The 24,320-nt window shown below is 60.0% G+C and carries 21 protein-coding genes and 4 tRNA genes; 13 read left to right on the top strand and 12 right to left on the bottom strand.

The annotated features are described in order from the left end of the window. Positions 1–178 precede the first annotated feature (178 nt). A complete protein-coding gene (gene thiO / locus QMX88_RS05535) occupies positions 179–1,282 on the top strand; it encodes a glycine oxidase ThiO (RefSeq protein ID WP_282367081.1) in 1,104 nt (367 codons plus the stop codon). Here thiO and QMX88_RS05530 read toward each other — a convergent pair. The 6 genes from QMX88_RS05530 to QMX88_RS05505 form a co-directional block, all read right to left on the bottom strand. Continuing rightward, positions 1,252–1,683, bottom strand: a complete 432-nt coding sequence (locus tag QMX88_RS05530) for a hypothetical protein (RefSeq protein WP_442969432.1) — start codon at positions 1,681–1,683, stop codon at positions 1,252–1,254. The two genes, thiO and QMX88_RS05530, sit on opposite strands and share 31 nt — an antisense overlap. A gap of 29 nt (positions 1,684–1,712) precedes the next feature. After that, positions 1,713–2,282: a nucleotidyltransferase domain-containing protein gene (locus QMX88_RS05525; protein WP_282367079.1), complete on the bottom strand. Its 570-nt coding sequence runs from the start codon at positions 2,280–2,282 to the stop codon at positions 1,713–1,715. A 77-nt stretch (positions 2,283–2,359) separates the two neighbouring features. After that, positions 2,360–3,700, bottom strand: a complete 1,341-nt coding sequence (locus QMX88_RS05520; RefSeq protein WP_192173380.1) for a sigma-54-dependent transcriptional regulator — start codon at positions 3,698–3,700, stop codon at positions 2,360–2,362. A 2-nt stretch (positions 3,701–3,702) separates the two neighbouring features. Continuing rightward, positions 3,703–5,295 (bottom strand): sensor histidine kinase, encoded by a 1,593-nt coding sequence (locus tag QMX88_RS05515; RefSeq protein WP_282367077.1) that lies wholly within the window; start codon positions 5,293–5,295, stop codon positions 3,703–3,705. Further along, a complete protein-coding gene (locus QMX88_RS05510; protein ID WP_282367075.1) occupies positions 5,285–5,524 on the bottom strand; it encodes a PP0621 family protein in 240 nt (79 codons plus the stop codon). Before QMX88_RS05510 ends, QMX88_RS05515 begins: the two co-directional genes overlap by 11 nt. Before the next feature lie 152 nt (positions 5,525–5,676). Continuing rightward, positions 5,677–6,699: an outer membrane protein assembly factor BamD gene (locus tag QMX88_RS05505; RefSeq protein WP_192173378.1), complete on the bottom strand. Its 1,023-nt coding sequence runs from the start codon at positions 6,697–6,699 to the stop codon at positions 5,677–5,679. Positions 6,700–6,850: 151 nt separating this feature from the next. Between QMX88_RS05505 and rluD the strand changes: the two genes are divergently transcribed. The 7 genes from rluD (at position 6,851) to QMX88_RS05470 (ending at position 12,068) form a co-directional block, all read left to right on the top strand. Further along, positions 6,851–7,813: a 23S rRNA pseudouridine(1911/1915/1917) synthase RluD gene (gene rluD / locus QMX88_RS05500; RefSeq protein WP_065987655.1), complete on the top strand. Its 963-nt coding sequence runs from the start codon at positions 6,851–6,853 to the stop codon at positions 7,811–7,813. A gap of 8 nt (positions 7,814–7,821) precedes the next feature. Then, on the top strand, positions 7,822–8,550 hold the full coding sequence (pgeF, locus tag QMX88_RS05495; protein ID WP_282367164.1) for a peptidoglycan editing factor PgeF: 729 nt from the start codon (positions 7,822–7,824) through the stop codon (positions 8,548–8,550). A gap of 176 nt (positions 8,551–8,726) precedes the next feature. Beyond that, a complete protein-coding gene (gene clpB / locus QMX88_RS05490; RefSeq protein WP_282367068.1) occupies positions 8,727–11,291 on the top strand; it encodes an ATP-dependent chaperone ClpB in 2,565 nt (854 codons plus the stop codon). A 351-nt stretch (positions 11,292–11,642) separates the two neighbouring features. Beyond that, a tRNA-Asn gene (locus tag QMX88_RS05485) sits at positions 11,643–11,718 on the top strand. Positions 11,719–11,738: 20 nt separating this feature from the next. Beyond that, positions 11,739–11,815, top strand: a tRNA-Pro gene (locus tag QMX88_RS05480). A gap of 6 nt (positions 11,816–11,821) precedes the next feature. Then, positions 11,822–11,897: transfer RNA gene (locus tag QMX88_RS05475), tRNA-Lys, on the top strand. Between the two features lie 94 nt (positions 11,898–11,991). Further along, positions 11,992–12,068 (top strand) — tRNA-Pro (locus tag QMX88_RS05470). Between the two features lie 102 nt (positions 12,069–12,170). On the opposite strand, the gene pstS is transcribed toward QMX88_RS05470, so the two are convergent. Continuing rightward, a complete protein-coding gene (pstS, locus tag QMX88_RS05465) occupies positions 12,171–13,184 on the bottom strand; it encodes a phosphate ABC transporter substrate-binding protein PstS (RefSeq protein WP_442969433.1) in 1,014 nt (337 codons plus the stop codon). Positions 13,185–13,417: 233 nt separating this feature from the next. On the opposite strand from pstS, the gene QMX88_RS05460 reads away from it, so the two are divergent. Beyond that, on the top strand, positions 13,418–14,818 hold the full coding sequence (locus QMX88_RS05460; protein ID WP_282367064.1) for a diguanylate cyclase domain-containing protein: 1,401 nt from the start codon (positions 13,418–13,420) through the stop codon (positions 14,816–14,818). 99 nt (positions 14,819–14,917) lie between these two features. Here the strand turns inward: QMX88_RS05460 and QMX88_RS05455 are convergent, their stop codons facing one another. From QMX88_RS05455 to QMX88_RS05440, 4 genes are all read right to left on the bottom strand, one after another. Next, positions 14,918–16,216 carry an NAD(P)/FAD-dependent oxidoreductase gene (locus QMX88_RS05455; protein ID WP_282367062.1) on the bottom strand — a complete coding sequence of 433 codons (1,299 nt, stop codon included), beginning with the start codon at positions 16,214–16,216 and terminating at the stop codon, positions 14,918–14,920. Between the two features lie 254 nt (positions 16,217–16,470). Then, the gene (locus tag QMX88_RS05450) at positions 16,471–17,010 is read right to left on the bottom strand and encodes an MOSC domain-containing protein (RefSeq protein WP_192173373.1); all 540 of its coding nucleotides are present in this window, start codon (positions 17,008–17,010) and stop codon (positions 16,471–16,473) included. Next, positions 17,007–17,636 (bottom strand): DUF1780 domain-containing protein, encoded by a 630-nt coding sequence (locus QMX88_RS05445; protein ID WP_074888345.1) that lies wholly within the window; start codon positions 17,634–17,636, stop codon positions 17,007–17,009. The genes QMX88_RS05450 and QMX88_RS05445 overlap by 4 nt, the downstream gene beginning before the upstream one ends. A gap of 116 nt (positions 17,637–17,752) precedes the next feature. Continuing rightward, positions 17,753–18,655, bottom strand: coding sequence for a helix-turn-helix transcriptional regulator (locus tag QMX88_RS05440; RefSeq protein WP_192173372.1), 903 nt, complete (start codon positions 18,653–18,655; stop codon positions 17,753–17,755). A gap of 348 nt (positions 18,656–19,003) precedes the next feature. On the opposite strand from QMX88_RS05440, the gene QMX88_RS05435 reads away from it, so the two are divergent. The 4 genes from QMX88_RS05435 (at position 19,004) to QMX88_RS05420 (ending at position 23,003) form a co-directional block, all read left to right on the top strand. Continuing rightward, positions 19,004–20,320 carry an MFS transporter gene (locus tag QMX88_RS05435; RefSeq protein WP_244655970.1) on the top strand — a complete coding sequence of 439 codons (1,317 nt, stop codon included), beginning with the start codon at positions 19,004–19,006 and terminating at the stop codon, positions 20,318–20,320. A gap of 193 nt (positions 20,321–20,513) precedes the next feature. Beyond that, positions 20,514–21,203: a fumarylacetoacetate hydrolase family protein gene (locus QMX88_RS05430; RefSeq protein WP_282367058.1), complete on the top strand. Its 690-nt coding sequence runs from the start codon at positions 20,514–20,516 to the stop codon at positions 21,201–21,203. Positions 21,204–21,253: 50 nt separating this feature from the next. Further along, a complete protein-coding gene (locus QMX88_RS05425) occupies positions 21,254–22,018 on the top strand; it encodes an SDR family oxidoreductase (protein WP_282367056.1) in 765 nt (254 codons plus the stop codon). Positions 22,019–22,049: 31 nt separating this feature from the next. After that, positions 22,050–23,003 carry a 2-hydroxyacid dehydrogenase gene (locus tag QMX88_RS05420; RefSeq protein ID WP_282367054.1) on the top strand — a complete coding sequence of 318 codons (954 nt, stop codon included), beginning with the start codon at positions 22,050–22,052 and terminating at the stop codon, positions 23,001–23,003. Positions 23,004–23,384: 381 nt separating this feature from the next. Here QMX88_RS05420 and QMX88_RS05415 read toward each other — a convergent pair whose 3' ends face one another. After that, positions 23,385–24,284, bottom strand: a complete 900-nt coding sequence (locus QMX88_RS05415; RefSeq protein WP_282367052.1) for a LysR family transcriptional regulator — start codon at positions 24,282–24,284, stop codon at positions 23,385–23,387. Between the last annotated feature and the right edge of the window lie 36 nt (positions 24,285–24,320).

The following is a 24,320-nucleotide window of genomic DNA, read 5'->3' as shown; positions in this document are numbered from 1 at the left end:
TTTTTTGCGTTGAAATATGGTGATACTACCCAGCTCCGAAGTCGCTAAGTAGTAGATGTCCGGGAATTTTCGGCGGACCGGTGGCATACAGTATTTCTTCGGCCGCTTTCGCGTCAGGTTGATTGCTATCTGACGGGCGGACTGCGGCGCATATTATCCGTGGGTGGTTGGGTTCAGCATGTCCAGGCAACACATCATTATCATCGGCGGCGGCGTCATCGGCCTCCTGACGGCCTTCAATCTCGCCTCCAAAGTCCGAAGCGTAACGCTGATCGACCGTTCCGAAGTCGGCCAGGAATCCTCATGGGCCGGCGGCGGCATCGTGTCGCCGCTCTACCCATGGCGCTATAGCCCGGCGGTAACGGCACTCTCGCACTGGTCCCAAGATTTTTACCCACAGCTCGCCGAGCGCTTGCTGGCAATGACCGGCATCGACCCGCAAGTACACAAGACTGGCCTTTACTGGCTGGATCTGGACGACGAAGCCGAGGCCCTCAAGTGGGCGGCGCTTATGAAGCGTCCGCTGACATCGGTGGATATTTCTGCGGTGTACGACGCCGTGCCCGTCATGGGGGGCGGCTATTCAAGTGCAGTGCACATGGCCGACGTCGCTAATGTCCGCAACCCGCGTCTGGTCAAGTCGCTCAAGGCTGCACTGCTGGCGTTGCCCAATGTGGTGATTCGCGAGCACTGCCAGGTCATCGACTTCGTACGCGAAGGTAATCGCGTACTGGGAGTCACGACAGACGAGGGCGATGTGCTCGGCGACAGCGTAGTGCTGGCGGCGGGCGCATGGAGCGGCGATCTGCTCGGCAAGCTGGGGCTGGCGCTGCCCGTCGAACCGGTTAAAGGGCAGATGATCCTCTACAAGTGCGCCGCCGACTTTCTGCCGAGCATGATCCTCGCCAAAGGCCGTTACGCCATCCCCCGGCGTGACGGACATATCCTCATCGGCAGCACGCTCGAACACGAAGGTTTTGATAAAACACCCACTGAAAATGCTCTGGAAAGCCTAAAAGCTTCGGCGATCGAACTGATCCCGGCTCTGGCGGATGCGCACGTGGTCGGGCACTGGGCAGGGCTGCGGCCGGGATCGCCTGACGGCATTCCTTTCATCGGCCCTGTGCCGAATCATCAAGGCTTGTGGCTCAACTGCGGCCATTACCGCAACGGCTTAGTGCTGGCGCCGGCTTCGTGTCAGTTACTGACGGATTTGCTGGTCGGGGAAATGCCGATTATAGATGAGGCGCCTTATGCGCCAGAGGGGAGACTGAAACCATGAGCGGCCATCTCCGACGCCAGTAGACCTCGAAGTGCTTCGGTACTCGTGAGTAGCTCCGCGAGCAGCGCGTCATCGATATCCATGTAGCCTTCGTGTTCAGCGAGGTTTCTGCGCTCGTGGCAAAGCGCAAAGAGCCTCACCCGCACTTTATCCAGATTCAGCGTGTGTGGAAGGCACTGAAACACGAGATAGCGGCGGTCTGACCGATATCCTTTCAGGCGCATTGCCGCCAGCGCCAGTGCGTGTGCAGCGTTATAGGCCAGATCAAAACGGCTGGCGTATGAAAGCGCGGAATTATGAGCGTCCAACAGCCTATCAAGCGCCGAGCGGACCAGTCCGATACATTCGTTCTTGTCAGCAGGCTCGGCTTTCAATCCGCCGGTACGTACCAAGTTCGCCAAAGGCTCGTTGCCCAGTCCGTAGGTTCTCCCTAATCGCTTCCGATGATGTCGATCTTTTCCTGCTCTGCCACTCGGGTCACAAAGCTGTTGCCGGTGGCGAGCTTCGCTTTCCAGTCCGACGGCGTGTAGAGCGTCGGGTTGATGGGTCTGCCCAGCATCTCTTCGAGCGGGATCATACGCTCCATCACTTCGCTGTAGCTGACGCCTTCACCGATCAGCATCAGATCTATATCGCTGGATGTGTTTGCGGTCCCTTTCGCAACCGAGCCGCAAATAAACGCTCGCTGAATCTGGTCTGCGAAAGGCAATAACTCCACTCGGAGGTGATCGGCGATGCCGAATGTTTTGCGCACAAGGCCAACCAGTTCGGGGTACACCGGACTTTCAGGATTCGCCTGATAATGGATTTGGTTGCCTTGGCGGGTTGCGGTCAGCAAACCTGCTGAGTGCAATTTCTCCAGCTCACGAGTTGTGCTGCCTTTGCCGACTTGGGCCCAGCGACTGATTTCGTTGGTATAGAAACTCCGCTCCGGATTGCCGAAGAGCAGGCCCAGCACTCGTTGCTGAGTGGTGGTGAAGAGCGCGTCGCCGATGTTCATAGGGATTTGTCTGGATAAGTCCCAAAAAGGGAACGATAGGTCCCTTTTTGGGACTTATAAAGCGTACGTCGAATCCATCACTCCAACCCCAACTTCTTCAACCGATAGCGCATCGACCTGAAGGTCAAATTCAAACGCTGCGCGGCCGCCGTGCGATTCCAGCGGGTTTCTTCCAGCGCTTGCAGGATCAGTTTGCGCTCGATGCTTTCCAGATAGTCTTCCAGATTATCGATGTCGGCCAGGCTCGGGCCGTCTTGCTCGGTGGGGCGTGACGGCTCGGCCAGGCGCAGGTCTGCGGTGTTGATCTGATCGTCTTCGCACAGCGTGTACGCCCGCTCGAGCATGTTTTCCAGCTCGCGCACATTGCCGGGAAAACGATAGCCCTTGAGCGCCGCCAGCGCATGGGGCGGGAGAAGGGTGGCAGGCTCGCCGGCGGATTCAGTCAGGCGACGCAGCACGCTGTTGGCAATCTCTTCGATGTCTTCGCGGCGCTCGCGCAAGGGCGGTACGCGCAGCTCGATGACGTTCAGCCGGTAGTACAAATCCTGACGGAAACGCCCGGCCGCCACTTCCTGATTGAGGTCCTTGTGGGTGGCACACAGCACGCGAACGTCCACCACCTGCTCCTGCTGGCCGCCGATGGCGCGAACGGATTTTTCCTGGATCGCGCGGAGCAGTTTCACTTGCATCGCCAGCGGCAGGTCAGCGACTTCATCGAGAAACAGCGTCCCACCATTGGCGACCTGAAACAGGCCGGGCTTGTCCTCGTGGGCGCCGGTGAAGCTGCCTTTGCGGTGCCCGAAGAATTCGCTTTCCATGAGCTCTGACGGGATTGCGCCACAGTTGACCGGCACGAACGGCTGCTCGGCGCGCGGGCCTTGCTCATGAATCAACCGGGCGACCAATTCTTTGCCGCTGCCCGATTCGCCACTGATGTAAATCGGCGCCTGGCTGCGGGCCAGTTTGGCGATTTGCTTGCGCAGCGCCTGCATCGGTGGCGAGCTGCCGAGCAGGCGGTTATCGATGCGGTTGTCTTCAGCAGGCGCAATACGCAGGCGCAGAGCGCTCGTCACCAACTCACGCAATCGCGTCAGGTCGACAGGCTTGGTCAGAAAGTCGAACGCGCCGGCTTTCAGGGCATGGATCGCTGTGTCGAGGCTGCCGTGGGCGGTGATCATCGCCACCGGCACCTGGTTGTGGCGCTTTTGAATGTGCTGCACCAGCTCCAGGCCATTGCCATCGGGCAGGCGCATGTCGGTCAGGCACAGGTCGAACGCTTCGCGGGCCAGCCACTCTTGGGCTTCCTTGACGTTTCGCGCGCTGCGGGTGTCTAGCTTCATTCGTCCGAGCGTGATTTCCAGCAACTCACGAATGTCCGGCTCATCGTCGACGATCAGAATTTTTTGCCGTGGGCTCATGTTCAGCTCAGCTTGAACGGATGGGCGAAGGTAATTCGCATGCAGCTTCCGCCACCTTCCCGTGGAGTGTAATTGAGGCTCGCCTGATTGCTTTCGCACAGTTCGCGCGACAGGTACAGGCCCAGGCCGGTTCCTTTGGTTTCGGTGGTGAAGAAGGGCTCGAAGATTTTCGCGAGATGCTCTTCGGCAACGCCCGGCCCGTCGTCAAGAACTTCCAGCGTCGGCAGTTCGCTGAACGGTGCTTGAAACAACCTTAGCCAAACTTGCGCGTGTGCGTGCAGCTGGCCGCTATAGCGCAAACCGTTTTGCACCAGATTGCTCATCACTTGCTGCAACTGTTCCGCGTCCATCTGCGTACTGAGCACGCCTGCACCGATGTCCAGATGCACGCTTTGTCCCGCCGTCAGCTCATCGCCAAGGTTGCGGACGAACGCCTCGAGCCACTGCTTGAGGTCGAGCAGATGGGGCTCGGTCTGACGTCGACGAGACAACTGCAGAACGTTCTCGATCACCAGATTCATCCGCCGCGATTGATCGTGAATGATTTGACTGAGACGCCGGTCCGGAACGGTCAGTTCCTCGGATTCCAGCAGCAGTTGGGCGGCATGACTGATGGCGCCCAGCGGGTTGCGGATCTCGTGGGCGATACCGGCGGTCAGTCTGCCCAGCGCGGCCAGTTTGAGCTGCTGGGCCTGTTGGGAAATCTGCGACAGGTCATCGAGAAATACCAACGTATGGCGATGACTGCCGCGCGCCAGGGCGATGAACCCCGGACGCAGCACCGGGCCGATTGCCGAAGTGGTAATGCTGCGCGGTGCCATGGACGGATTGGTCATCCACTGACCCAGGCGCTCGACCAACTGCGGCGAGTAAACATCGACGATCTCGCCCAGCAAGCGTTCGTGGCCCAGCAGATTCAGCGCGCTCTGGTTGGCGAGCAGCACTTTATGATCCTCGTCGAGCACCAAAATGCCGGTCCGCATGCGCTGCAGGATCAATGCGTTGAGCTCTTCAAGGTTGTCGACGTCAGCGGCGCGACGTTCGGCGATGTCTTCGCTGAGCTGCAGCCGGCGTGAGAGGGCCTGGACCAGCAGGGCCGCCGCAAAGCACAGGGCACCCAGCGAGCCGGCCTGCACGAAATGATTGGCGGCAGAGGGCTTGTGATAGCTGATGTAGAAGGTCAGATAAATGATGCCGATGGCTGACAGCGCGGCAATCAGCAGCCCGGTTCGTTTGCGCAGCAGCACATTGCTGATCGCCACAGAGGCAATGATCAGGTTGCCAATGCCGCTCGGCGCCCCGCCCCCGGCATAGAACAGCGCCGCCAGCATCAGCGTGTCAGCCATGGCCAGGGAGAACAGTTGCCCTTGGCGGCTTGGGCGTTCGAGCAGCACCACGACGAGGATGTTGAACACCAGATACAGCCAACAGCCGATCCGGAATAGCTCGATATCGGCCAGCTCCAGCAGTTCGGCATCCAGGCTGCTGGAGATCAGCAGCACCAGCAGTACGCCGATGCTCAGACGATAGAGGTGATACAGCCGCAGGATGCGTTGTGCCTGAGGCGTGGTCAGCGACAGGCTGTCAGCGGTCACGTGCAGCGGGGCCCTGCAAACGGTGCGCTTCGGTGCAATACCATTGCTGATTCTGGCTCAGCGCGCGATCGCGAGGGACATACACGCCACATTGCGCGCAACGCACCATGGGCGCAGCGTCGACTTCCGGCGTTGCGGGTTTCGGGCGTGGGGCAGGGCCTTTGGTCAGGCGTTTGAAAAACCAGATGGCCGCCACGATCAGGGCGATCCACATAATCAAGCGAATCATGTCTGTCAGCTTATGAAGTGAAGAGCGCGCAGTGTAGCCAAGCGGGTGTCGGGCGCACAGTCATCTCCATCGCCGGATGCTGTCGGAAAACGGTCAGGCATGAAAAAAGGCCCCGAAGGGCCTTTTTCAGCTGACGCTTGGCAGGGACTGAATCAGTCGAACAGGCCAAAGGTCATGTAGCTGAAGATCGAGCGGCTTTTCGGCGTGCCGTCGTCATCATTGTTTTTCTTCTCTTCGTCAGCCGACTGGTTCTCAGGCAACAGGTCGGCAGGGATGGCTTCCTTGGCGTCCTGGTACTGCTTGATCACGTCCTGGTTGGCGCGGGTTTGTCCTGGTGGCAGCGGCGGACGGCTTTCGATCAGGCCCAGCGTCGCCTTGGACAGCCACGAGCGGTTGTCGGCTTCTGCCGTGCGCGCTTCGAACTTGCCGTCCACCAGTTGCGGGTGATCCGGGTAGTTGGTTTTCAGGACTTGCAGGCTGGTGTCAGCCAGGTCGTCGAGGTGCAGACGCTGATAGGCCTCGACCATGACCGCCAGGCCGTCACCGACCGATGGGGTTTCCTGGAAGTTCTCAACCACGTAACGACCGCGGTTGGCGGCTGCGACGTAGGCCTGACGGGTCAGGTAGTAGTCGGCAACGTGGATCTCGTAGGCCGCCAGCAGGTTGCGCAGGTAAATCATGCGCTGCTTGGCGTCAGGGGCGTAGCGGCTGTTCGGGTAACGGCTGGTCAGCTGAGCGAACTCGTTGTACGAATCGCGAGCGGCGCCCGGGTCACGCTTGGTCTGATCCAGCGGCAGGAAGCGGGCGATGATGCCGACGTCCTGGTCGAACGAGGTCAGGCCCTTGAGGTAATAGGCATAGTCGACGTTCGGGTGTTGCGGGTGCAGGCGAATGAAACGCTCTGCCGCCGACTTGGCAGCTTCGGGCTCGCCATTCTTGTAGTTGGCGTAGATCAGCTCGAGTTGCGCCTGGTCAGCGTAGCGACCGAACGGATAACGCGACTCCAGCGCCTTGAGCTTCTCGGTGGCGCTGTTATAGCTGTTGTTGTCCAGATCGGCCTGCGCCTGCTGGTACAGCTCGACTTCACTGAGGTTTTCGTCGATGACTTCTTTCTTCGAAGAACAGGCAACAGTAAGTCCGAGGATGGCTATCAGCAGCAGGTGTTTCACTTGCATGGCGGCTTGCGTCCCTATAACGGCCTGCTGTCTTGCGCAGGACCGTCCTGTTATGATGGGCGCCCCGTGGAACCCCCGGGACAAAAGACGCCGTATTTAACCACAAGCGCACAGCCGAAACCAAAGGCCAGTGCCACCTCCTAGTTTGAGCATGTCTGAGATCATAGAACTCCGCGCAGAGGTGCCGTCCGAATTGGGCGGTCAACGCCTCGACCAAGTCGCCGCCCAACTATTCGCAGAGCACTCGCGCTCGCGCCTTTCCGCCTGGATCAAAGACGGTCGCCTGACTGTGGACGGAGGCGCGTTGCGCCCGCGTGACATCGTGCATGGTGGCGCCGTTCTGCTCCTCAAAGCCGAGCAGGAAGCCCAGGGCGAGTGGATCGCGCAGGACATCGAGCTCGACATCGTCTACGAAGATGACCAGATCCTGGTGATCAACAAGCCGTCCGGTCTGGTTGTGCATCCGGCAGCGGGTCACGCCGACGGCACCCTGCTCAATGCCTTGCTGCACCATGTGCCGGACATCATCAATGTCCCGCGTGCCGGCATCGTGCACCGCCTGGACAAGGACACCACCGGCCTGATGGTGGTCGCCAAGACCATTCAGGCGCAGACGCAGTTGGTCACCCAACTTCAGAATCGCAGCGTCAGCCGCATTTATGAGTGCATCGTCATCGGCGTGGTGACCTCGGGCGGCAAGATCAACGCACCGATCGGTCGTCATGGTCAGCAGCGTCAGCGCATGGCGGTCATGGAAGGCGGCAAGCCTGCCGTCAGTCATTACCGGGTTCTGGAGCGTTTCCGTTCGCACACCCACGTGCGGGTCAAGCTGGAAACCGGGCGTACCCACCAGATCCGTGTGCACATGGCCCACATCAACTTCCCGCTGGTCGGCGACCCTGCCTACGGCGGTCGTTTCCGGATCCCGCCTGCGGCCAGTGTCACCATGGTCGAATCGCTGAAACACTTCCCGCGTCAGGCGCTGCATGCGCGTTTCCTTGAACTGGATCATCCGACGACCGGTAAGCGCATGAGCTGGGAATCGCCGCTGCCAGACGACTTTGTCTGGTTGCTGACGCTGCTCAAGCAAGACCGCGAAGCGTTCATCGGATGACTGAGGGCGTGACGGACTGGCTGATTCCCGACTGGCCTGCGCCGGCGGGTGTCAATGCGTGCGTCACGACGCGATCGGGCGGAGTCAGCGCGACGCCGTTCGACAGCTTCAATCTGGGTGATCACGTTAACGACGATCCAGCGGCCGTTGCGCACAACCGTTCCGCACTGACCTCGCGCCTGAATATCCAGCCTGCATGGTTGAAGCAGGTTCATGGCGTCAACGTGGTCGAGGCCGCGCCGGCAGAAGTGCTTGAGGCTGATGCCAGTTGGAGCAAAACCCCGGGCGTGGCCTGCACCATCATGACGGCCGATTGCTTGCCGGCACTGTTCTGCAATAAAGCGGGCACTCAGGTTGCAGCCGCCCATGCGGGCTGGCGCGGTCTTGCGGCGGGTGTACTTGAGGCGACGGTGGACAGTTTTGCCGATGCGCCCTCCGACATCCTGGTCTGGCTCGGTCCTGCCATCGGGCCGCAGGCATTCGAAGTCGGTCCCGAAGTGCGCGAAGCCTTCATGGCGACGCACCCTGAGACAGCCGATGCGTTCGTGCCGAGCGCCAACGCTGGCAAGTTCATGGCCGATATCTACCAGTTGGCTCGCCTGCGTCTGGCCGCCCACGGCGTGACAGCGGTGTATGGCGGCGGCCTCTCAACCTACAACGATGAGCGATTCTTCTCCTATCGCCGTGGCGCACGCACCGGACGGTTCGCCTCGCTTGTCTGGCTCGAAGCCCGGTAGCCTCCGCGCTCCCGCACTAATTCCTTCTGAATTCCTTCCTTCAAGCTAATGTTGATCCATGTCAACCCGTCAGCGCTTGAATCCTGCCTAATCGGCCGCATGTAAAGAACCATCTGGCAGGTTTTCTTTATTAGGTGTGTTCATTACTCCGGCCTGCCCATTTAGGAAGGTGACCCATGCGTATTGACCGTTTAACCAGCAAATTACAACTCGCTCTTTCAGATTCTCAATCACTGGCAGTGGGCCTGGACCATCCGGCCATCGAGCCTGCGCACTTGATGCAGGCGCTGCTTGAACAGCAGGGCGGTTCGATCAAGCCTTTGTTGCTGCAAGTGGGCTTCGACATCAATAGCCTGCGCACCGCGCTGACCAAAGAGCTCGATCAACTGCCGAAGATCCAGAACCCGACTGGCGACGTGAACATGTCGCAGGATCTGGCGCGCCTGTTGAATCAGGCCGATCGTCTGGCTCAGCAAAAAGGCGATCAGTTCATCTCCAGCGAGCTGGTGTTGCTCGCCGCGATGGATGAGAACAGCAAACTCGGCAAGCTGCTGCTCGGCCAGGGCGTCAGCAAGAAAGCCCTGGAAAACGCCATCAGCAACCTGCGTGGCGGCGATGCTGTCAACGACCCGAACGCGGAAGAATCCCGTCAGGCGCTGGACAAGTACACCGTCGACCTGACCAAGCGCGCCGAGGAAGGCAAGCTTGACCCGGTGATTGGCCGCGACGATGAGATCCGTCGGACCATCCAGGTACTGCAACGCCGGACCAAGAACAACCCGGTATTGATCGGTGAGCCTGGCGTGGGTAAAACCGCCATCGCTGAAGGCCTTGCTCAGCGCATCATCAACGGCGAAGTACCGGATGGCCTGCGTGGCAAGCGTCTGCTGTCCCTGGACATGGGCGCGCTGATCGCGGGCGCCAAGTTCCGTGGCGAGTTTGAAGAGCGCCTGAAAGGCCTGCTCAATGAACTATCGAAGCAGGAAGGGCAGATCATTCTGTTCATCGACGAACTGCACACCATGGTCGGTGCCGGCAAGGCCGAAGGCTCGATGGACGCCGGCAACATGCTCAAGCCGGCGCTGGCCCGTGGCGAGCTGCATTGCGTGGGCGCCACGACGCTCAATGAGTACCGCCAATATATAGAGAAGGACGCCGCTCTCGAACGTCGCTTCCAGAAAGTGCTGGTGGATGAACCGAGTGAAGAAGACACCATCGCCATCCTGCGCGGCCTGAAAGAGCGCTATGAGGTTCACCACAAGGTGGCGATCACCGACGGTGCGATCATTGCGGCGGCCAAGCTCAGCCATCGGTACATCACCGATAGGCAGCTGCCGGACAAAGCCATCGACTTGATCGATGAGGCGGCCAGCCGCATTCGTATGGAGATCGACTCCAAGCCGGAAGTGCTCGACCGTCTTGAGCGTCGCCTGATTCAGTTGAAGGTAGAAGCGCAGGCGCTGAAGAAGGAAGACGACGAGGCCGCGATCAAGCGCCTGGAAAAACTCCAGGAAGAGATTCAGCGCCTTGAGCGGGAATATGCCGACCTCGAAGAAATCTGGACCTCCGAAAAAGCGGAAGTCACCGGTTCTGCGCAGATTCAGCAAAAGATCGAGCAGTCTCGCCAGGAACTGGAAGCGGCGCGGCGTAAGGGCGATCTGAACCGCATGGCTGAATTGCAGTACGGCGTGATTCCCGATCTGGAACGCAGCCTGCAAATGGTCGACCAGCACGGCAAGCCGGAAAACCAGTTGCTGCGCAGCAAGGTGACCGAGGAAGAGATTGCCGAAGTCGTGTCCAAGTGGACCGGCATTCCGGTGTCGAAGATGCTCGAAGGCGAGCGTGACAAGCTGCTGAAAATGGAAGAGCTGCTGCACCAGCGCGTGATCGGGCAGAACGAAGCGGTCGTCGCGGTGGCCAACGCTGTGCGCCGGTCGCGTGCCGGGCTGTCGGACCCTAACCGCCCGAGCGGCTCGTTTATGTTCCTCGGCCCAACCGGCGTGGGTAAGACCGAACTGTGCAAGGCGCTGGCGGAGTTCCTGTTCGACACCGAAGAGGCGATGGTGCGGATCGATATGTCCGAGTTCATGGAGAAGCATTCCGTGGCTCGTCTGATCGGCGCGCCCCCTGGCTATGTCGGTTACGAAGAGGGTGGCTATCTGACCGAAGCGGTACGCCGCAAGCCTTACTCGGTCATCCTGCTGGACGAAGTCGAGAAAGCGCACCCGGACGTCTTCAACGTCCTGCTGCAAGTGCTCGAAGACGGGCGTTTGACCGACAGTCACGGGCGTACGGTGGATTTCCGTAATACCGTGATCGTCATGACCTCCAACCTGGGCTCGGCTCGCATTCAGGAGCTGGTGGGCGATCGGGAAGGGCAGCGCGCAGCGGTCATGGATGCGCTCACCACGCACTTCCGTCCGGAGTTCATCAACCGGGTCGACGAAGTGGTGATCTTCGAACCGCTGGCTCGCGACCAGATCGCCGGCATCACCGAGATCCAGTTGGGCCGTCTGCGTCAGCGTCTGGCGGAGCGCGATCTGCGCCTGGAACTGTCCACCGAGGCGATGGACAAGCTGATCGCCGTCGGCTACGACCCTGTATACGGCGCGCGTCCGCTCAAACGAGCGATCCAGCGCTGGATCGAAAACCCGCTGGCTCAGTTGATCCTGTCGGGCGGCTTCATGCCCGGCACCAGCATCAGAGGCACGGTGCAGGACGACGAGATCGTCTTCGGCTGATCCCCGCCTCTATATAGAGGGCGCAGAAGGGCTCCCCTGGTGGGAGCCCTTTTTTATGCGCCGTGATTTATTCACTGAACCGCAGGATTTTCGGGGGCTTGAGGACGATCCACAAAAAAATCGCAAATCATTGTCTTGAAAGCAATTTAGAGGGTTGACAGGTGTTTCTGGAAATGTAGAATAGCGCGCCTCAGAGACGTGAACGCAGCGATGCAAACAGGTCGAAGAGGCTGAAAATGCGGTAGGTTCAGTGAGGTAAATGCCAGATTCGTCTGGTGAAGATTTACTGAATTTGTTGTGTTGAAGCGCGTCAAACGCTGCATCTGAAATTGATAGATTTGAAAAGATCGTTCCGTGATAGCTCAGTCGGTAGAGCAAATGACTGTTAATCATTGGGTCCCAGGTTCGAGTCCTGGTCACGGAGCCAATTTCAAGAGGTAGTACCGTCGGGGTATAGCGCAGTCCGGTAGCGCGCCTGCTTTGGGAGCAGGATGTCAGGAGTTCGAATCCCCTTACCCCGACCATTATTTGGGTCGTTAGCTCAGTTGGTAGAGCAGTTGGCTTTTAACCAATTGGTCGTAGGTTCGAATCCCACACGACCCACCATTTTTGACCTGGCTTCATCGGGTTGGATCTTAGGGAGTGACGCCAGTCGCGTCACCCGCTCTGAAAATACCTTAGGGTGTTTTCAATGTTTTAACGGGGTATAGCGCAGTCCGGTAGCGCGCCTGCTTTGGGAGCAGGATGTCAGGAGTTCGAATCCCCTTACCCCGACCATTTTCGCCTAAGCAGTATCCGGGCAGAAAATATCGCTGAAGCGCCACTCGCGCTGAAGCTACAAAAAAGCGTCCTTCGGGACGCTTTTTTCGTTTCTGGCTTTCACTGAGCCTTGGGCGGATTAGCCCAGTAAGCTTCGATCTGATTTTTCAGGTCATCGGGGATCGGTGCGAAGTCGAGCGAGCGTGCGTGTTCCTGCCCGCTCTCCAGCGTCCAGCGAAAAAAATCCTGAACGGTCTTCTGACGATCAACGTCCTTGGGCTGCTTGTACATCACGATAAACGTCGCGGCGGTAATCGGATAAGCGTTTTCCCCCGGCGCGTCGAGCATCGACAGGTCAAAATCCTTCGCGTTTTTCCAGTCTGCTGTGGCCGCTGCCGCCTGAAAGCTTTCGGTGCTCGGCGTCACGAACGTGCCGGCAGCGTTCTGCAACAACCCATAATTCAACTTCTGCTGTTTGACGTAGGCGTACTCGACGTAGCCGATCGAGTTCGGCACCTGTTTCACGTACGTCGCCACGCCCTCGCTGCCCTTGCTGCCCATGCCCACCGGCCACTTCACCGACGCGCCCGCGCCAAGCTGGTTCTTCCATTGCGGACTGACCTTCGCCAGGTAACTGACCCAGTTGAACGTGGTGCCGGAATCATCCGAGCGATACACCACGCTGATTTTCGCGTCAGGCAATTTCACGCCCGGGTTCAGGGCGGCGAGGGCAGGGTCATTCCATTTGCTGATTTTGCCCAGGTAGATGTCGGCAAGCACCGGGCCTGTGAATTTCAGGGTCCCCGGTTTGACCGAGGCGACGTTGATGACAGGAACAATGCCGCCGATCACAGAAGGGAACTGCTGCAGGCCGAAAGTTTGGAGGTCGGCCGAGCTCATCGGTCGGTCAGTCGCACCGAAATCCACGGCCCCTTCCTTTATCAGGGCAATGCCCGCGCCAGAGCCGATGTACTGATAATTGACCTTGACCTGAGTCTTCTGGTTGTAGTCGGTCGCCCATTTGTACAGCACCGGATAAATGAACGTGGAGCCGGCGCCGGTGACCTCGGACGCTGCACCTGCCGTGGCGGCCATGGATAGATTGAGCGCGATGCCGAGGCCTGTGGCCAGCATCAGTCGTGAGAGCTGCAACATGGATGGACTTCCTGTAATCGAGCGACATCGGGGTGAGATGCGTGATGGGATCACAGCAAACAGCACGTTTTTATGACAAGGCGTGACAGATTTTCTTCATCGGCAGGTTGATCAATCGCGGCGGCCGAGCCTGTTATTTACACGTCGCTCCGGGTGCGGATTCATGAGGCCCGGTATAGACTTCAGGCAGTCTTTTCAGGATCGGCCGTTATATGAAGTCGCCAACTCCTCCATTCGAGCAACAGCGACTTGAAGCGCTGCATCTTCTCGAAGTTCTCGACACTCCCCCCGAGGTCGCCCTAGACCGGATCACTCGTCTGGTGGCGCAAGTGCTGAACGTGCCGATCGCTCTGATATCGCTGGTGGATCAGGACCGTCAGTGGTTCAAGTCCCGAGTAGGGCTTGAAGCGACAGAGTTGCCGCGGGAGCTCGCGTTCTGTACGCACGCCATCCTTGAGGCCACCGAGCTTGTGGTGCCCGATGCCGTCGAAGACGCGCGTTTCTGCGACAACCAACTGGTCACAGGCGATCCTCATATCCGTTTTTATGCTGGCGTACCCATACGCACCAGCCAGGGCTTTGCCGTGGGCACGCTTTGCGCCATTGACGCGCAGCCCAGAATCCTCACCCCAGACGAGCTGTCCATCCTCCACGACCTGGCCGAGATCGTCAGCCGGGAAATGCAGCTGCGGGAAAACCTGATGCTGACGCGGATTCAGAAGAATCGCTCCGAGGCCTTGTTTCAGGCCAGTGAGGCGGGCTATCGCTCGATGTTCGAGCTGGCGTCGGTAGGTATTGCGCTGGTCGCGCCGGACGGTGGCTGGATCAGCGTCAACGCCGCGCTGTGCGATGTCCTTGGCTACGCGCCCGATGAGCTCAAGCACCTGACGTTTCAGGACATCACCCACCCCGACGATCTGGACAGTGATCTTGAGATGCTGCATCAGCTGAGCGTCGGTGAAATCAACAGCTACCAGATGGAGAAGCGTTACCTGCGTAAAGACGGCAGAGCGGTTTGGGTCAATCTGAGCGTCACGAAAAAGCTGTCCGAAGCAGGAGAGCTGGAATATTTCATTTCGATCATCCAGAACATTCAGGCGCGCAAGGAGCTAGAGCAGGAGGCCCGACATGACTCCCTGACCGGTCTGCACAATCGCCGCGCGCTGGACTCGCTGTTGCCGATCGCTCAGGCGCGGGCGGATCGCTCCAGATTGCAAATGGCGCTGATGTTCATTGACCTGGATGGATTCAAAGTCATCAACGACAGTTACGGGCACGATGCCGGTGATGATCTGCTGCGCGCTATCGCCACACGTTTGCAGAGCTGCATCCGCAGGACCGACAGCCTGGTGCGGCTGGCCGGTGATGAATTTATCGTGATTCTGGAGGGCATCACGCCGGGGGTGGAAGAAGCGCGCGAAGTGGCTCAGAAACTCCTCGTCGCGGTTGCACAGCCCCTCACGATCAAAGGCGATGTCATTTGCAGCAACGCCAGCATCGGCTTTTCGATGTACGAACCCGGCTCCGGTAAGGCACCGGATGAACTCATGCGCGAAGCCGACCGCTGGATGTACAAGGCCAAGCATCTGGGCAAAGGGCGGGTGATGCCGTAACAGGCACGCACTCTCGCACCCGTCCGGTAAGGCAGGTGTCTGGAATGAGGGAGGGATGAGGCCCGCCGCATTGGCGCGGCGGACCTGCAGGACTCAGCCTTAGTGCAGCTTCATCCGTGGCTCGGTGCCGCGACCGATTCGGCTGCCCAGCATGAGCATCAGCGTGCGGAACATGCCGTACAGCGCCATCTGGTGCATGCGGTACAGCGAAACGTAGAACATGCGCGCCAGCCAGCCTTCAAGCATGACGCTACCGGTCAGGTTGCCCATCAGATTGCCGACCGCCGAGAACTTCGACAGCGAAATCAGCGAGCCATAGTCCTTGTAGCGATACTCGGGCAGCGTGCCGCCCTCGATGCGCAGCTTCAGCGACTTCACCAGCAACGACGCCTGCTGATGCGCCGCTTGCGCACGGGGCGGGACGTTGCGGTCAGTGCCTTTTTGCGGGCAGGCCGCGCAATCACCGAAGGCGAAGATATTATCGTCGCGGGTGGTCTGCAGCGTCGGACGCACTTGCAGCTGGTTGATGCGATTGGTCTCAAGGCCAGCGATGCCTTCCAGAAATGCCGGAGCGCGGATGCCCGCCGCCCAGACCTTCAGCGTTGCAGGAATCACCTGACCGGTTGCGGTCACCAGGCTGTCTGCCGTCACTTCACTGACCGCCGAATTGGTCAGCACCGTGACGCCTAGTTTTTCCAGCGTCTTGTGCACCGGGCCGCCAATGCGTTCCGGCAGCGCTGGCAAGACGCGCGGGCCCGCCTCGATCACCGTGATGCGCAGGTTTTCCGGTTTGATCTGGCCCAGCCCGTAGGCCGCCAGTTCGTGGGCCGCGTTGTGCAGCTCTGCAGCCAGCTCGACACCCGTGGCCCCGGCGCCGACGATGGCGACGTTGATCTCCTCGGCCACATCCGTCTGGCTCGCGTGGGCGCGCAGATAGCGATTGAGCAATTGCTGATGGAAGCGCTCGGCCTGCTTGCGCGTGTCAAGGAACAGGCAGTGTTCCGCTGCGCCTTTGGTGCCGAAATCATTGGTCGTGCTGCCCACCGAAATCACCAGTGAGTCGTAATCCAGGCTGCGCGCCGGGACAAGCTCATTGCCGTTTTCGTCGAGGGTTTCGGCCAGGTGGATCTGCTTGTTTTCCCGATCCAGACCGGTCATGCGACCCATCTGGAACTGAAAGTGGTTCCACTTGGCTTGCGCCACGTAGTTCAGCTCATCCTCATAAGAGTTGAGCGAACCGGCGGCCACCTCGTGCAGCAGCGGTTTCCAGATGTGGGTCAGGTTGGCGTCGACCAGCGTGACGCTGGCGGTGCCTTTCTTGCCCAGGGTTTTACCCAGACGGGTAGCCAGCTCCAGACCGCCAGCGCCTCCGCCGACAATCACAATACGATGGGTCATGGGGATATCTCATAAGGCTTAAGGAATTCTGTGTCAGCGCAATCCGCGCGAGCGCAAGGCAGCTCATAGCGTCAGATTGCTCTGTAAATGGCTCAAAAAGGGCCCGGTCCAAGCACCACCACAAGGAGCCGCTAACGCCAAAAAGGCCGGCGCTCGACTTGGGCGGGGGGCTCGAACGTACGCTTCGACACGCGCGGTGTCGGCAGGTTTCAGGCGGCTGATCATTTGAGGCTCTTTATCACTATTGACCCGGATCAGGAAACGGCGCTGTTGGCTGCGTTAAAGTCCTGGACGCTCGGTTCGATTGGCTCGATACACAAAACATCATCCAGACGCACGATGCCGCTTTGTATCACCCGCGCGGTGATTCCGCCATGGCCGCGAACGGCCTGGAAGATGCCGTGGCCGAGACGTTGCTCAAGGCGCGCGCAGGGTTGGCACCAGCCAGTGGTTTCGAAGATCGCCTGACCGATGCGGAAGCGTCGGTTTTTCAGGCTGAACAGATTGATGCCGCTGATTACGATGTTGCGCCGCAGATCCTGGGGCAACACCGGGTTGTCCTCGGCCCGGCCCATCAGCGAGCTGACCACGGCGAAATGCTCCCACTGGATGAGCGTCACCTGTCGGGCATTGCGCGGGCCAGGGCGTGCGTGATCACCCGTCAGGCCTGCTTCGCGACGGGCTTCCACGGCGTCCAGCTCAACCATCTCGCCACGGGATTCCGGGCGCACGCCGATCCAGCGCACGCGTCCACGCTGGGGTACATCGGCGATCAATTCCTGCAACGGACTCATAAACTGATTCCCACATCAAAAACCACGCTGCGGCCCAAATTGGTCCGCAGGAAATCCGGGGCATCCGGATGGGCGAACAATACCCGGGCGAAGGTCGGCCCGACCAGCGAGAGTGATCGCCAGCCCTGACGCAGATACTCGGTAGGCGGCGGAAAGTGGCTGTTCAGGTCGAGCACCTCGCGCTTGAGGCTGGCGAAGGCGATGATGTCGAGTTCGCCCAGATCCAGCCCGCGTTCTTTGTAGTTGTGAGCTTTTTTGCGCAGGGTTGGCGCCAGGCGCCGCAGCAATTCGGCAGCGGGGATGCGTTTGGGTTTGGCTTCCCGGCGCACCAGTTGGCTGAGGGAAAACGCGCTGCGTCGGCGTTGCAGTTCTTCGCGCCATTCATCGTTCAACCGACGGCCTTCGTCCAGAACGAAGAACACTTCAAAACACGCATCGCGAAACAGTACGTCCGGCGGCTCTTGCCCGGCAGGCAGGAAGTCGTCGGTGCGATGGGGAATGTTCAGGCCCTGCAGCAACCGTTCGCACACCCAACGTTCGCGCTCCCACTTGCGCGCATTGGACAGAAACGCATTGGCTTGCTCGGCCTGGCTCGTCAAAAGACGCAGATAATCGGAGTCATCCATGGCGCCAAGCTTAACGCTCTGGAGGGGAGAAGAAACACTGGCGCCGAGATAAAGTTGGCCGGGGAGGCGCTGATCCATTTAAGGAGCTGCCCGGCCCATGAGCGGGGTCTGACAGGCTACAAATCCCGCTGCTTCCTGAACTGCCCCGGCGGCATGCCGTGGGCGTGGCGGAAACGCCGCGAGAAGTAGGCCTCGTCGGCAAACCCACACAACCGCGCCACTTCCCCCACCGGTTTGCTGCCGTTGAGCAGCAACGTGCGCGCCAGGTGCATGCGCCGCTCCAGCACCAGCTCGCTAAAGGTCTTGCCGACTTCCTTGCGCAGCCAGTGGGTCAAGTAGTTGGGCGACAGAAACGCGGCTGAAGCGGCCTTTTTCAGGCTCAGGTCCGGGTCGTCGAGGTTCTTGCGCACGTACTCCGACATCCGCGCCAATGCATCGCGGCGGCTGCGCTCGGCGGCGTTGTCATCGGCCAGCCGCTTGATCGGCTCGGCGTACAGCTGGCAGACCGTGCCGATCAGTTGCAGCAGGCACCCTTTGAGCACCTCCCGCGTGCCGAACTGCCGGTTCGCATCCAGCTCGCGCATCCGGCCCAGCAAATGCTCGATCTCGGCGAAGTCGTCGGCGTCCAGAGTGAAATCCAGATGCTCCTGAAAACGGAACGGCGACAGCTCCGGGGCGAGGGCGATGGCCACGTCTTCGAGGTCCAGCGGGTCGCATTGCAACTGGGGCAGCAGGAAGGTCTGGGCAAAGTTGATCAGCAGAAAATTGCCTTCCGGCGGATGCGGGATCAGATGCAATTTGTGCGGGAGGATGAACGCCAGCGTGTTGCGCGGGAAGGGCCGGACCACGCCGCCAATGTGCTGCACGGTGTCGCCGCCGAGGTTGATTTGAATCTGAAAATATTCGTGCCGATGGGGCGCGGTCTCCGGTTTGCCCTCGGTTTTGCCGCGGATGTAAAAGTCCGGCCGCTCACTGCGCTGCTGCATGCCGTAGGTGGGTACGCGATTGACGGAATCCATCGAGTGCTCCTCGTCGTGTATTTCTTATTGTCGGTCGTCGTATGACCAAATCCAAAAATTTCATCAGCGTGGTGGCGAGTCGATTTGTCCAAGAATGGTCTGACTGGTCTCCTTATACAGACCGCTCTAGCGCAGGCATTTTCGCCCCCTTTTGGTTGCTAATTGCTGTTTTAGCACGCGCGCTGTTTTTTGGACAATTCATTACGGGCACCTGTTGAAATCCAAAAACGTTCTAAGCATCGTCTTGTTTAAAACCGGTCGTACGATAACTTGTGGGTGCACGTCATCACTCGATACCAATAAAAACAATGAGGAATTCTCATGTCGAGCAACCCTGATATTCAGGCGATGGATGCTGTCGTGGCCGCACCAGTCACTGCCGCTCCCGCCCGACCTATGACCCACCGTCGCTGGTTCATGCTGTCGCTGTTGCTGATCGCCACGATCATCAACTACGTCGACCGCGTCAACATCTCCATCGCTGCGCCTTTCATGGCCAAAGACCTCGGTCTGGACAAGGTCGAGATGGGCCTGATCTTCTCCGCTTTCGCCTGGACCTACGCCTTCGCCCTGGTGCCCGCCGGCTTCATCGCCGACCGATTTGGCTCGCGCTTCACCTACGGTGCCTCACTGATCTCATGGTCGGCGGTCACGGTGTGCCAAGGCATGGTCGGCGGTTTCGCTTCACTGTTCGGTTTGCGTCTGGCCATCGGCGCGATGGAAGCCCCGGCGTTCCCGGCCAACAGCCGCGCGGTCACGGTCTGGTTTCCGGCGCGGGAGCGGGGCATGGCCAGCAGCATCTATGTGTGCGGGCAGTATCTGGGCACGGCGCTGTTCACCGGTTTGTTGCTCTGGCTCGCGACGACCTATGACTGGCGCCACGTCTTTTACAGCACTGGCATTATTGGCATCGTTTTCGGGATTGCCTGGCTGTACTTGTACCGCGATCCGATGAACTGCAAGAAGGTCAGCAAGGAAGAACTGGCCTACATCGAAGACGGCGGCGGCCTGGTCAAAAGCAGTCAAGAACGGAACAAATTCAAGTGGGCGCAAATCGCCGAGCTGCTGAAATATCGCCAAGTCTGGGCCATCTGCCTGGGCAAGTTCGCCAGCACCTCGGCGCTGTACTTTTTCCTGACGTGGTTCCCGACCTATCTGATTGAAGAGCGGCATTTGACCATGGTCAAAGTCGGCATCTTCGCAGTGCTGCCGTTCATTGGCGCCACGGTCGGCGTACTGCTGGCCGGGTTCATCGCCGACTGGATGATCCGTCGCGGGTACTCGCTGTCCTTCTCTCGCAAGCTGCCACTGGTGGTGGGTTCGGCGCTGGGCATGTCGATCATGCTGGTCAACTTCACCGACTCCAATGAAGTCTGCATCGCACTCCTCACAATCGCCTTTTTCGCACAGGGCATCGCGTCATCCTCCTGGGCGGCCGTGTCGGAGATCGCTCCCAAGGAGCTGATCGGTCTGACCGGGGGCATCACCAGTCTGGCGGCCAATATCGGCGGCATCGTCACGCCGATTGTCATCGGGCAGATCCTGCACGTCACCGGCAACTTCGCCTGGGCGTTCTGGTTCATCGGCGGTGTCGCGTGTATCGGCACGCTGTCTTATTCACTGTTGCTCGGCCGCATTTATCGCATCGAGCTCAAGGCCCGGTAACCGCTCAAGAATGTGTGTGTGAACTTATGCCGTACTGGGCAGAGGCGTATGTAAATACGCCTTTTTTAATGCCGTCGATATTGAGTTTTTTAGTCCAGCGCAAACACGGTTTTATCCAACTTTCCCGCCGTGTGATCCCGTAGTCTGAAATGCATCTGGCTGGGTTGAGCGTCTTTCGGTGATAAGGAATTCCATGAACAACTTTGTATTCGAACCGCCCCGAGTCAGCAGTCTGCCGGTGCATGGCAGTGACGCGCGATTCCCTGTCGGCCGGGTGTTTTGCCTGGGCCGTAATTACCAGTGGGGCGATGTAGTCAGTGCCGAGCGCGAGGTCCCGGCATTCTTTATGAAGCCGGCGACATCGGTTGTGGACGCAGTGGGCGAAATCGCGTTTCCGACCCAGACCGAACAGTTTTGCCACGAGATCGAACTGGTCGTCGCCATCGGCAAGGACGGCTATGAGGTCGACGCCGAAGACGCGCTGGATCACGTGTGGGGATACGCCGCAGGCCTTGATTTGACCCGCCGCGATCTGCAAGTGGCCGCCAAGGCGGTGGGCAATCCATGGGAGCCGGCGAAGGCGTTCGACGGCTCTGCGCCGATTACGCCCATCCGCCCCGCAGGCCGCGACGGTCACGGGCGACAGGGCGCCATCTGGCTGAGGGTCAACGGTGTTGAGCGTCAGCGTGCCGATCTCGATAGCCAGATCTGGTCGGTGAGCGAAGTCATCAGCCAGCTTTCCCATTCCGTCACGTTGCGCGCCGGCGATCTGATCATGACCGGCACGCCGCCCGGCGTTGCTGCGCTCCAACCGGGCGACGTGATCAACGGCGGCATCGACGGCATCGGCGAATTTGAAGTGAGAGTGGGCGAGCGCCGCTGAGCGATGCATCCAGAACCGCAGCATTTTGATGAGCAACAAGGAGAACAATAATGACTGATCAATCCGTTTCGAAAATTGCCCTGGTCACCGGCGCGGGCAGTGGCATCGGCCGCTCCGTCGCGTTCGGCCTGCTTGAAGACGGCTACAAGGTGGTGGTGACCGGGCGTCGTCTGGAACCCCTCGAAGAATTCGTGGCGCAAGCGCGCGATCAGGGCGGTGAAGCGTTGGCGGTGTCGTGCGATGTGCGTGATCCGGCCAGTGTCGATCATCTGTTCGCGACCATCGAGGAGGTGTATGGCCGCCTCGACCTGGTGTTCAACAATGCTGGCGTCAACGCCCCTGCCGTGCCGATGGACGAGTTGCCGATCGAGAAGTGGCTGAGCGTGATCGACACCAATGTGACCGGGGTTTTCCTGTGCAGCCGTGGCGCGTTTGGCCTGATGCGCAAACAGTCGCCCCAAGGAGGCCGGATCATCAACAACGGTTCGATCTCCGCCCACGTGCCACGCCCGTTCACCGGGCCCTACACCGCCAGCAAGCACGCCGTGTTGGGGCTGACCAAAAGCCTGGCTCTCGACGGTCGCGAGTTCAATATCGCCTGCAGCCAGATCGACATCGGCAACGCGCTGACCGAGCTGTCGGTGCGCATGACCAAAGGCGTGCGTCAGGCCAATGGTTCGACCGCCATCGAGCCGATGATCGACGTCAAACACATCGCCGATGCCGTGCGTTACATCGCCGCGCTGCCGCTGTCGGCCAACGTGCTGAACATGACCGTCATGGCCACCAACATGCCCTTCGTGGGCCGTGGTTGATCCGTCCGAATTCGAGATGAGCGAGATACCGATGAAACCTGAAATCCTCCAGCTGAGCCCGATCCTGATCCCTGACATCAACGCGCGGCTGAACGAGCTTTACACCGTTCGCCCGTACTTCCAGCAGGCCGACAAGGCGGCTTATCTGCGCGAGCACGGCGCCAACATTCGCGGCGTGGTGACTGGCGGCCACACCGGCATTACCCGCGAAGTGATGGAGCAGTTGCCGAGCGTGGAAGTCATCGCGGTCAACGGCGTCGGCACCGATGCGATTGATCTGGCCTACGCGCGGGACCGTGGCATTCGTGTCTCGGCCACTATCGGCGCGCTGACCGAGGACGTCGCCGACCTCGCCATCGGCTTGCTGATTTCGGCCTGTCGCGGGCTGTGCACAGGCGACCGTTATGTGCGCGCCGGCGCATGGGCCAAGACCGCGACGCCGCTGGTGCCGCTGCCACTGGCGCGTCAATTCAGCGGCATGCGCATCGGCATCGTCGGCATGGGCCGGGTAGGGCGGGCCGTCGCTACACGCGCTGCTGCGTTCGGCTGCCCCATCAGCTACACCGACCTAAGCGCCATGGGCGACGTGCCTTACACCTTCGTCAGCGATCTGGTCGAACTGGCCGCGCAAAGTGACGCGCTGATCGTCGCTGCAGCCGCCGACAAAGCCAAAGGCATTATCAACGCCAAAGTGCTGGAAGCGCTGGGCGCGCAGGGTTTTTTGATCAACGTGGCGCGGGGCAGCCTGGTCAATGAGCCGGACCTTGTTGCGGCGCTGGAGGCAGGGTCAATTGCTGGGGCGGGGCTGGATGTGTTTGCCGACGAGCCTCATGTGCCTGATGCCCTGTTCGCCCTGGAGACCGTCGTCCTGCAGCCCCACCGCGCCAGCGCCACTGTCCAGACCCGAACGCGGATGGGTGAGATGGTGTTGGCGAGTCTGGCGGATGGCCTGGCGGGGAAAGTGCCGGTGGGGAGTGTGGTTTGAAGGACGTGATTGACTAAGCTGAAGCGCGTCCCTCGCGAAGCCGGTATTCCAGCTGCCATAGATGCAGCAGATGTTCCTGCCTCTTCGCGAGCAAGCTCGCTCCCACATGATGTGCGTCATACCCAAGAATCCTGGGTTAGATCACGGACTTGTGGGAGTGAGCTTGCTCACGAAGATGGCTTTCCAGCCGCTGGATATTCAGCGGATGGTCCTCTCTCTTCGCGAGCAAGCTCGCTCCCACAGGATCGGCGCCATACCCGAGAACTCTGGGTAGATCACGGACTTGTGGGAGTGAGCTTGCTCACGAAGATGGCATTTCAGCCGCTGAAAAATCAGCGGTTGTACCCGCTTCTTTGCCAGCGAGCTCCCGAAGGGGCAGTGTCAAAACGCCCCCGACTCAACCGACAGCTCAGCCACCAGAAAATCAATGAACGCCCGGGTCTTCATCGGCACGCGCCGGGACGAGGGATACACCGCGTTGACCGTAATTGCCGGCGCCTCCCAATCGCACAGCACCGGCACCAAGCGCCCATCCGCCACCGCGCGCTCGACGATAAAGTTGGGCAGCAGCGCGATGCCCATTCCCGCCACGGCCGCCTGCGCCAGGATGTCACCGTTATTGGCGTGCAATGGCCCGCTCACCGTCACCCGCTGGGTATCCTTGCCGTTGCACAGCTGCAGACTCACGCCGCTCTGCAGATAGCCGTAGCTCAGGCACTTATGGTGTGCCAGATCCTTCGGCGTTTGCGGCGTGCCTTCGCGCGCCAGGTAATCGGGCGAGGCCACCATGATCCTCGGCGCCGGGGCCAGTGAGCGCGCGATCATCGACGAATCCGGCAGGCTGGCAATACGAATGGTCACGTCGAAACCGCCCTTGACCGGATCCACCTGCTGATCGCTCAAAACCACTTGCAGCTCGACGTTCGGATGCAATTCGTTGAAGCGCGGAATCAGCGGCCCCAGACGACTCAGCCCAAACGACATCGGCGCGTTGACCCGCAACACGCCGCGTATCTCACCCATGCCGGTCCGCGCCCGTTGCTCGGCTTCGTCCAGCGAAGCGATGACATCCCGACACGCGTCGTAGTACTCAGCGCCCGCTTCCGTCAGATGCAGGCTGCGCGTGGTGCGCTGCAGCAACTGCACGCCGATGGCCTCTTCCAGCGCCTGAATCTGCTTACTGATTTTCGAGCGCGGAACATCCAGCGCACGGGCCGCTGCGGCAAAGCCGTTAGCGCCGACGGTGGCGACGAAAGCGCGCATGCATTCGATACGATCCATGACCGTCCCTGAATTAGAAACAATGAGTCCCGATTC

It is taken from the genome of Pseudomonas sp. PS02290, from assembly GCF_029960075.1.
Lineage (GTDB): Bacteria > Pseudomonadota > Gammaproteobacteria > Pseudomonadales > Pseudomonadaceae > Aquipseudomonas.
This window is presented reverse-complemented; position numbering and strand designations above follow the sequence as displayed.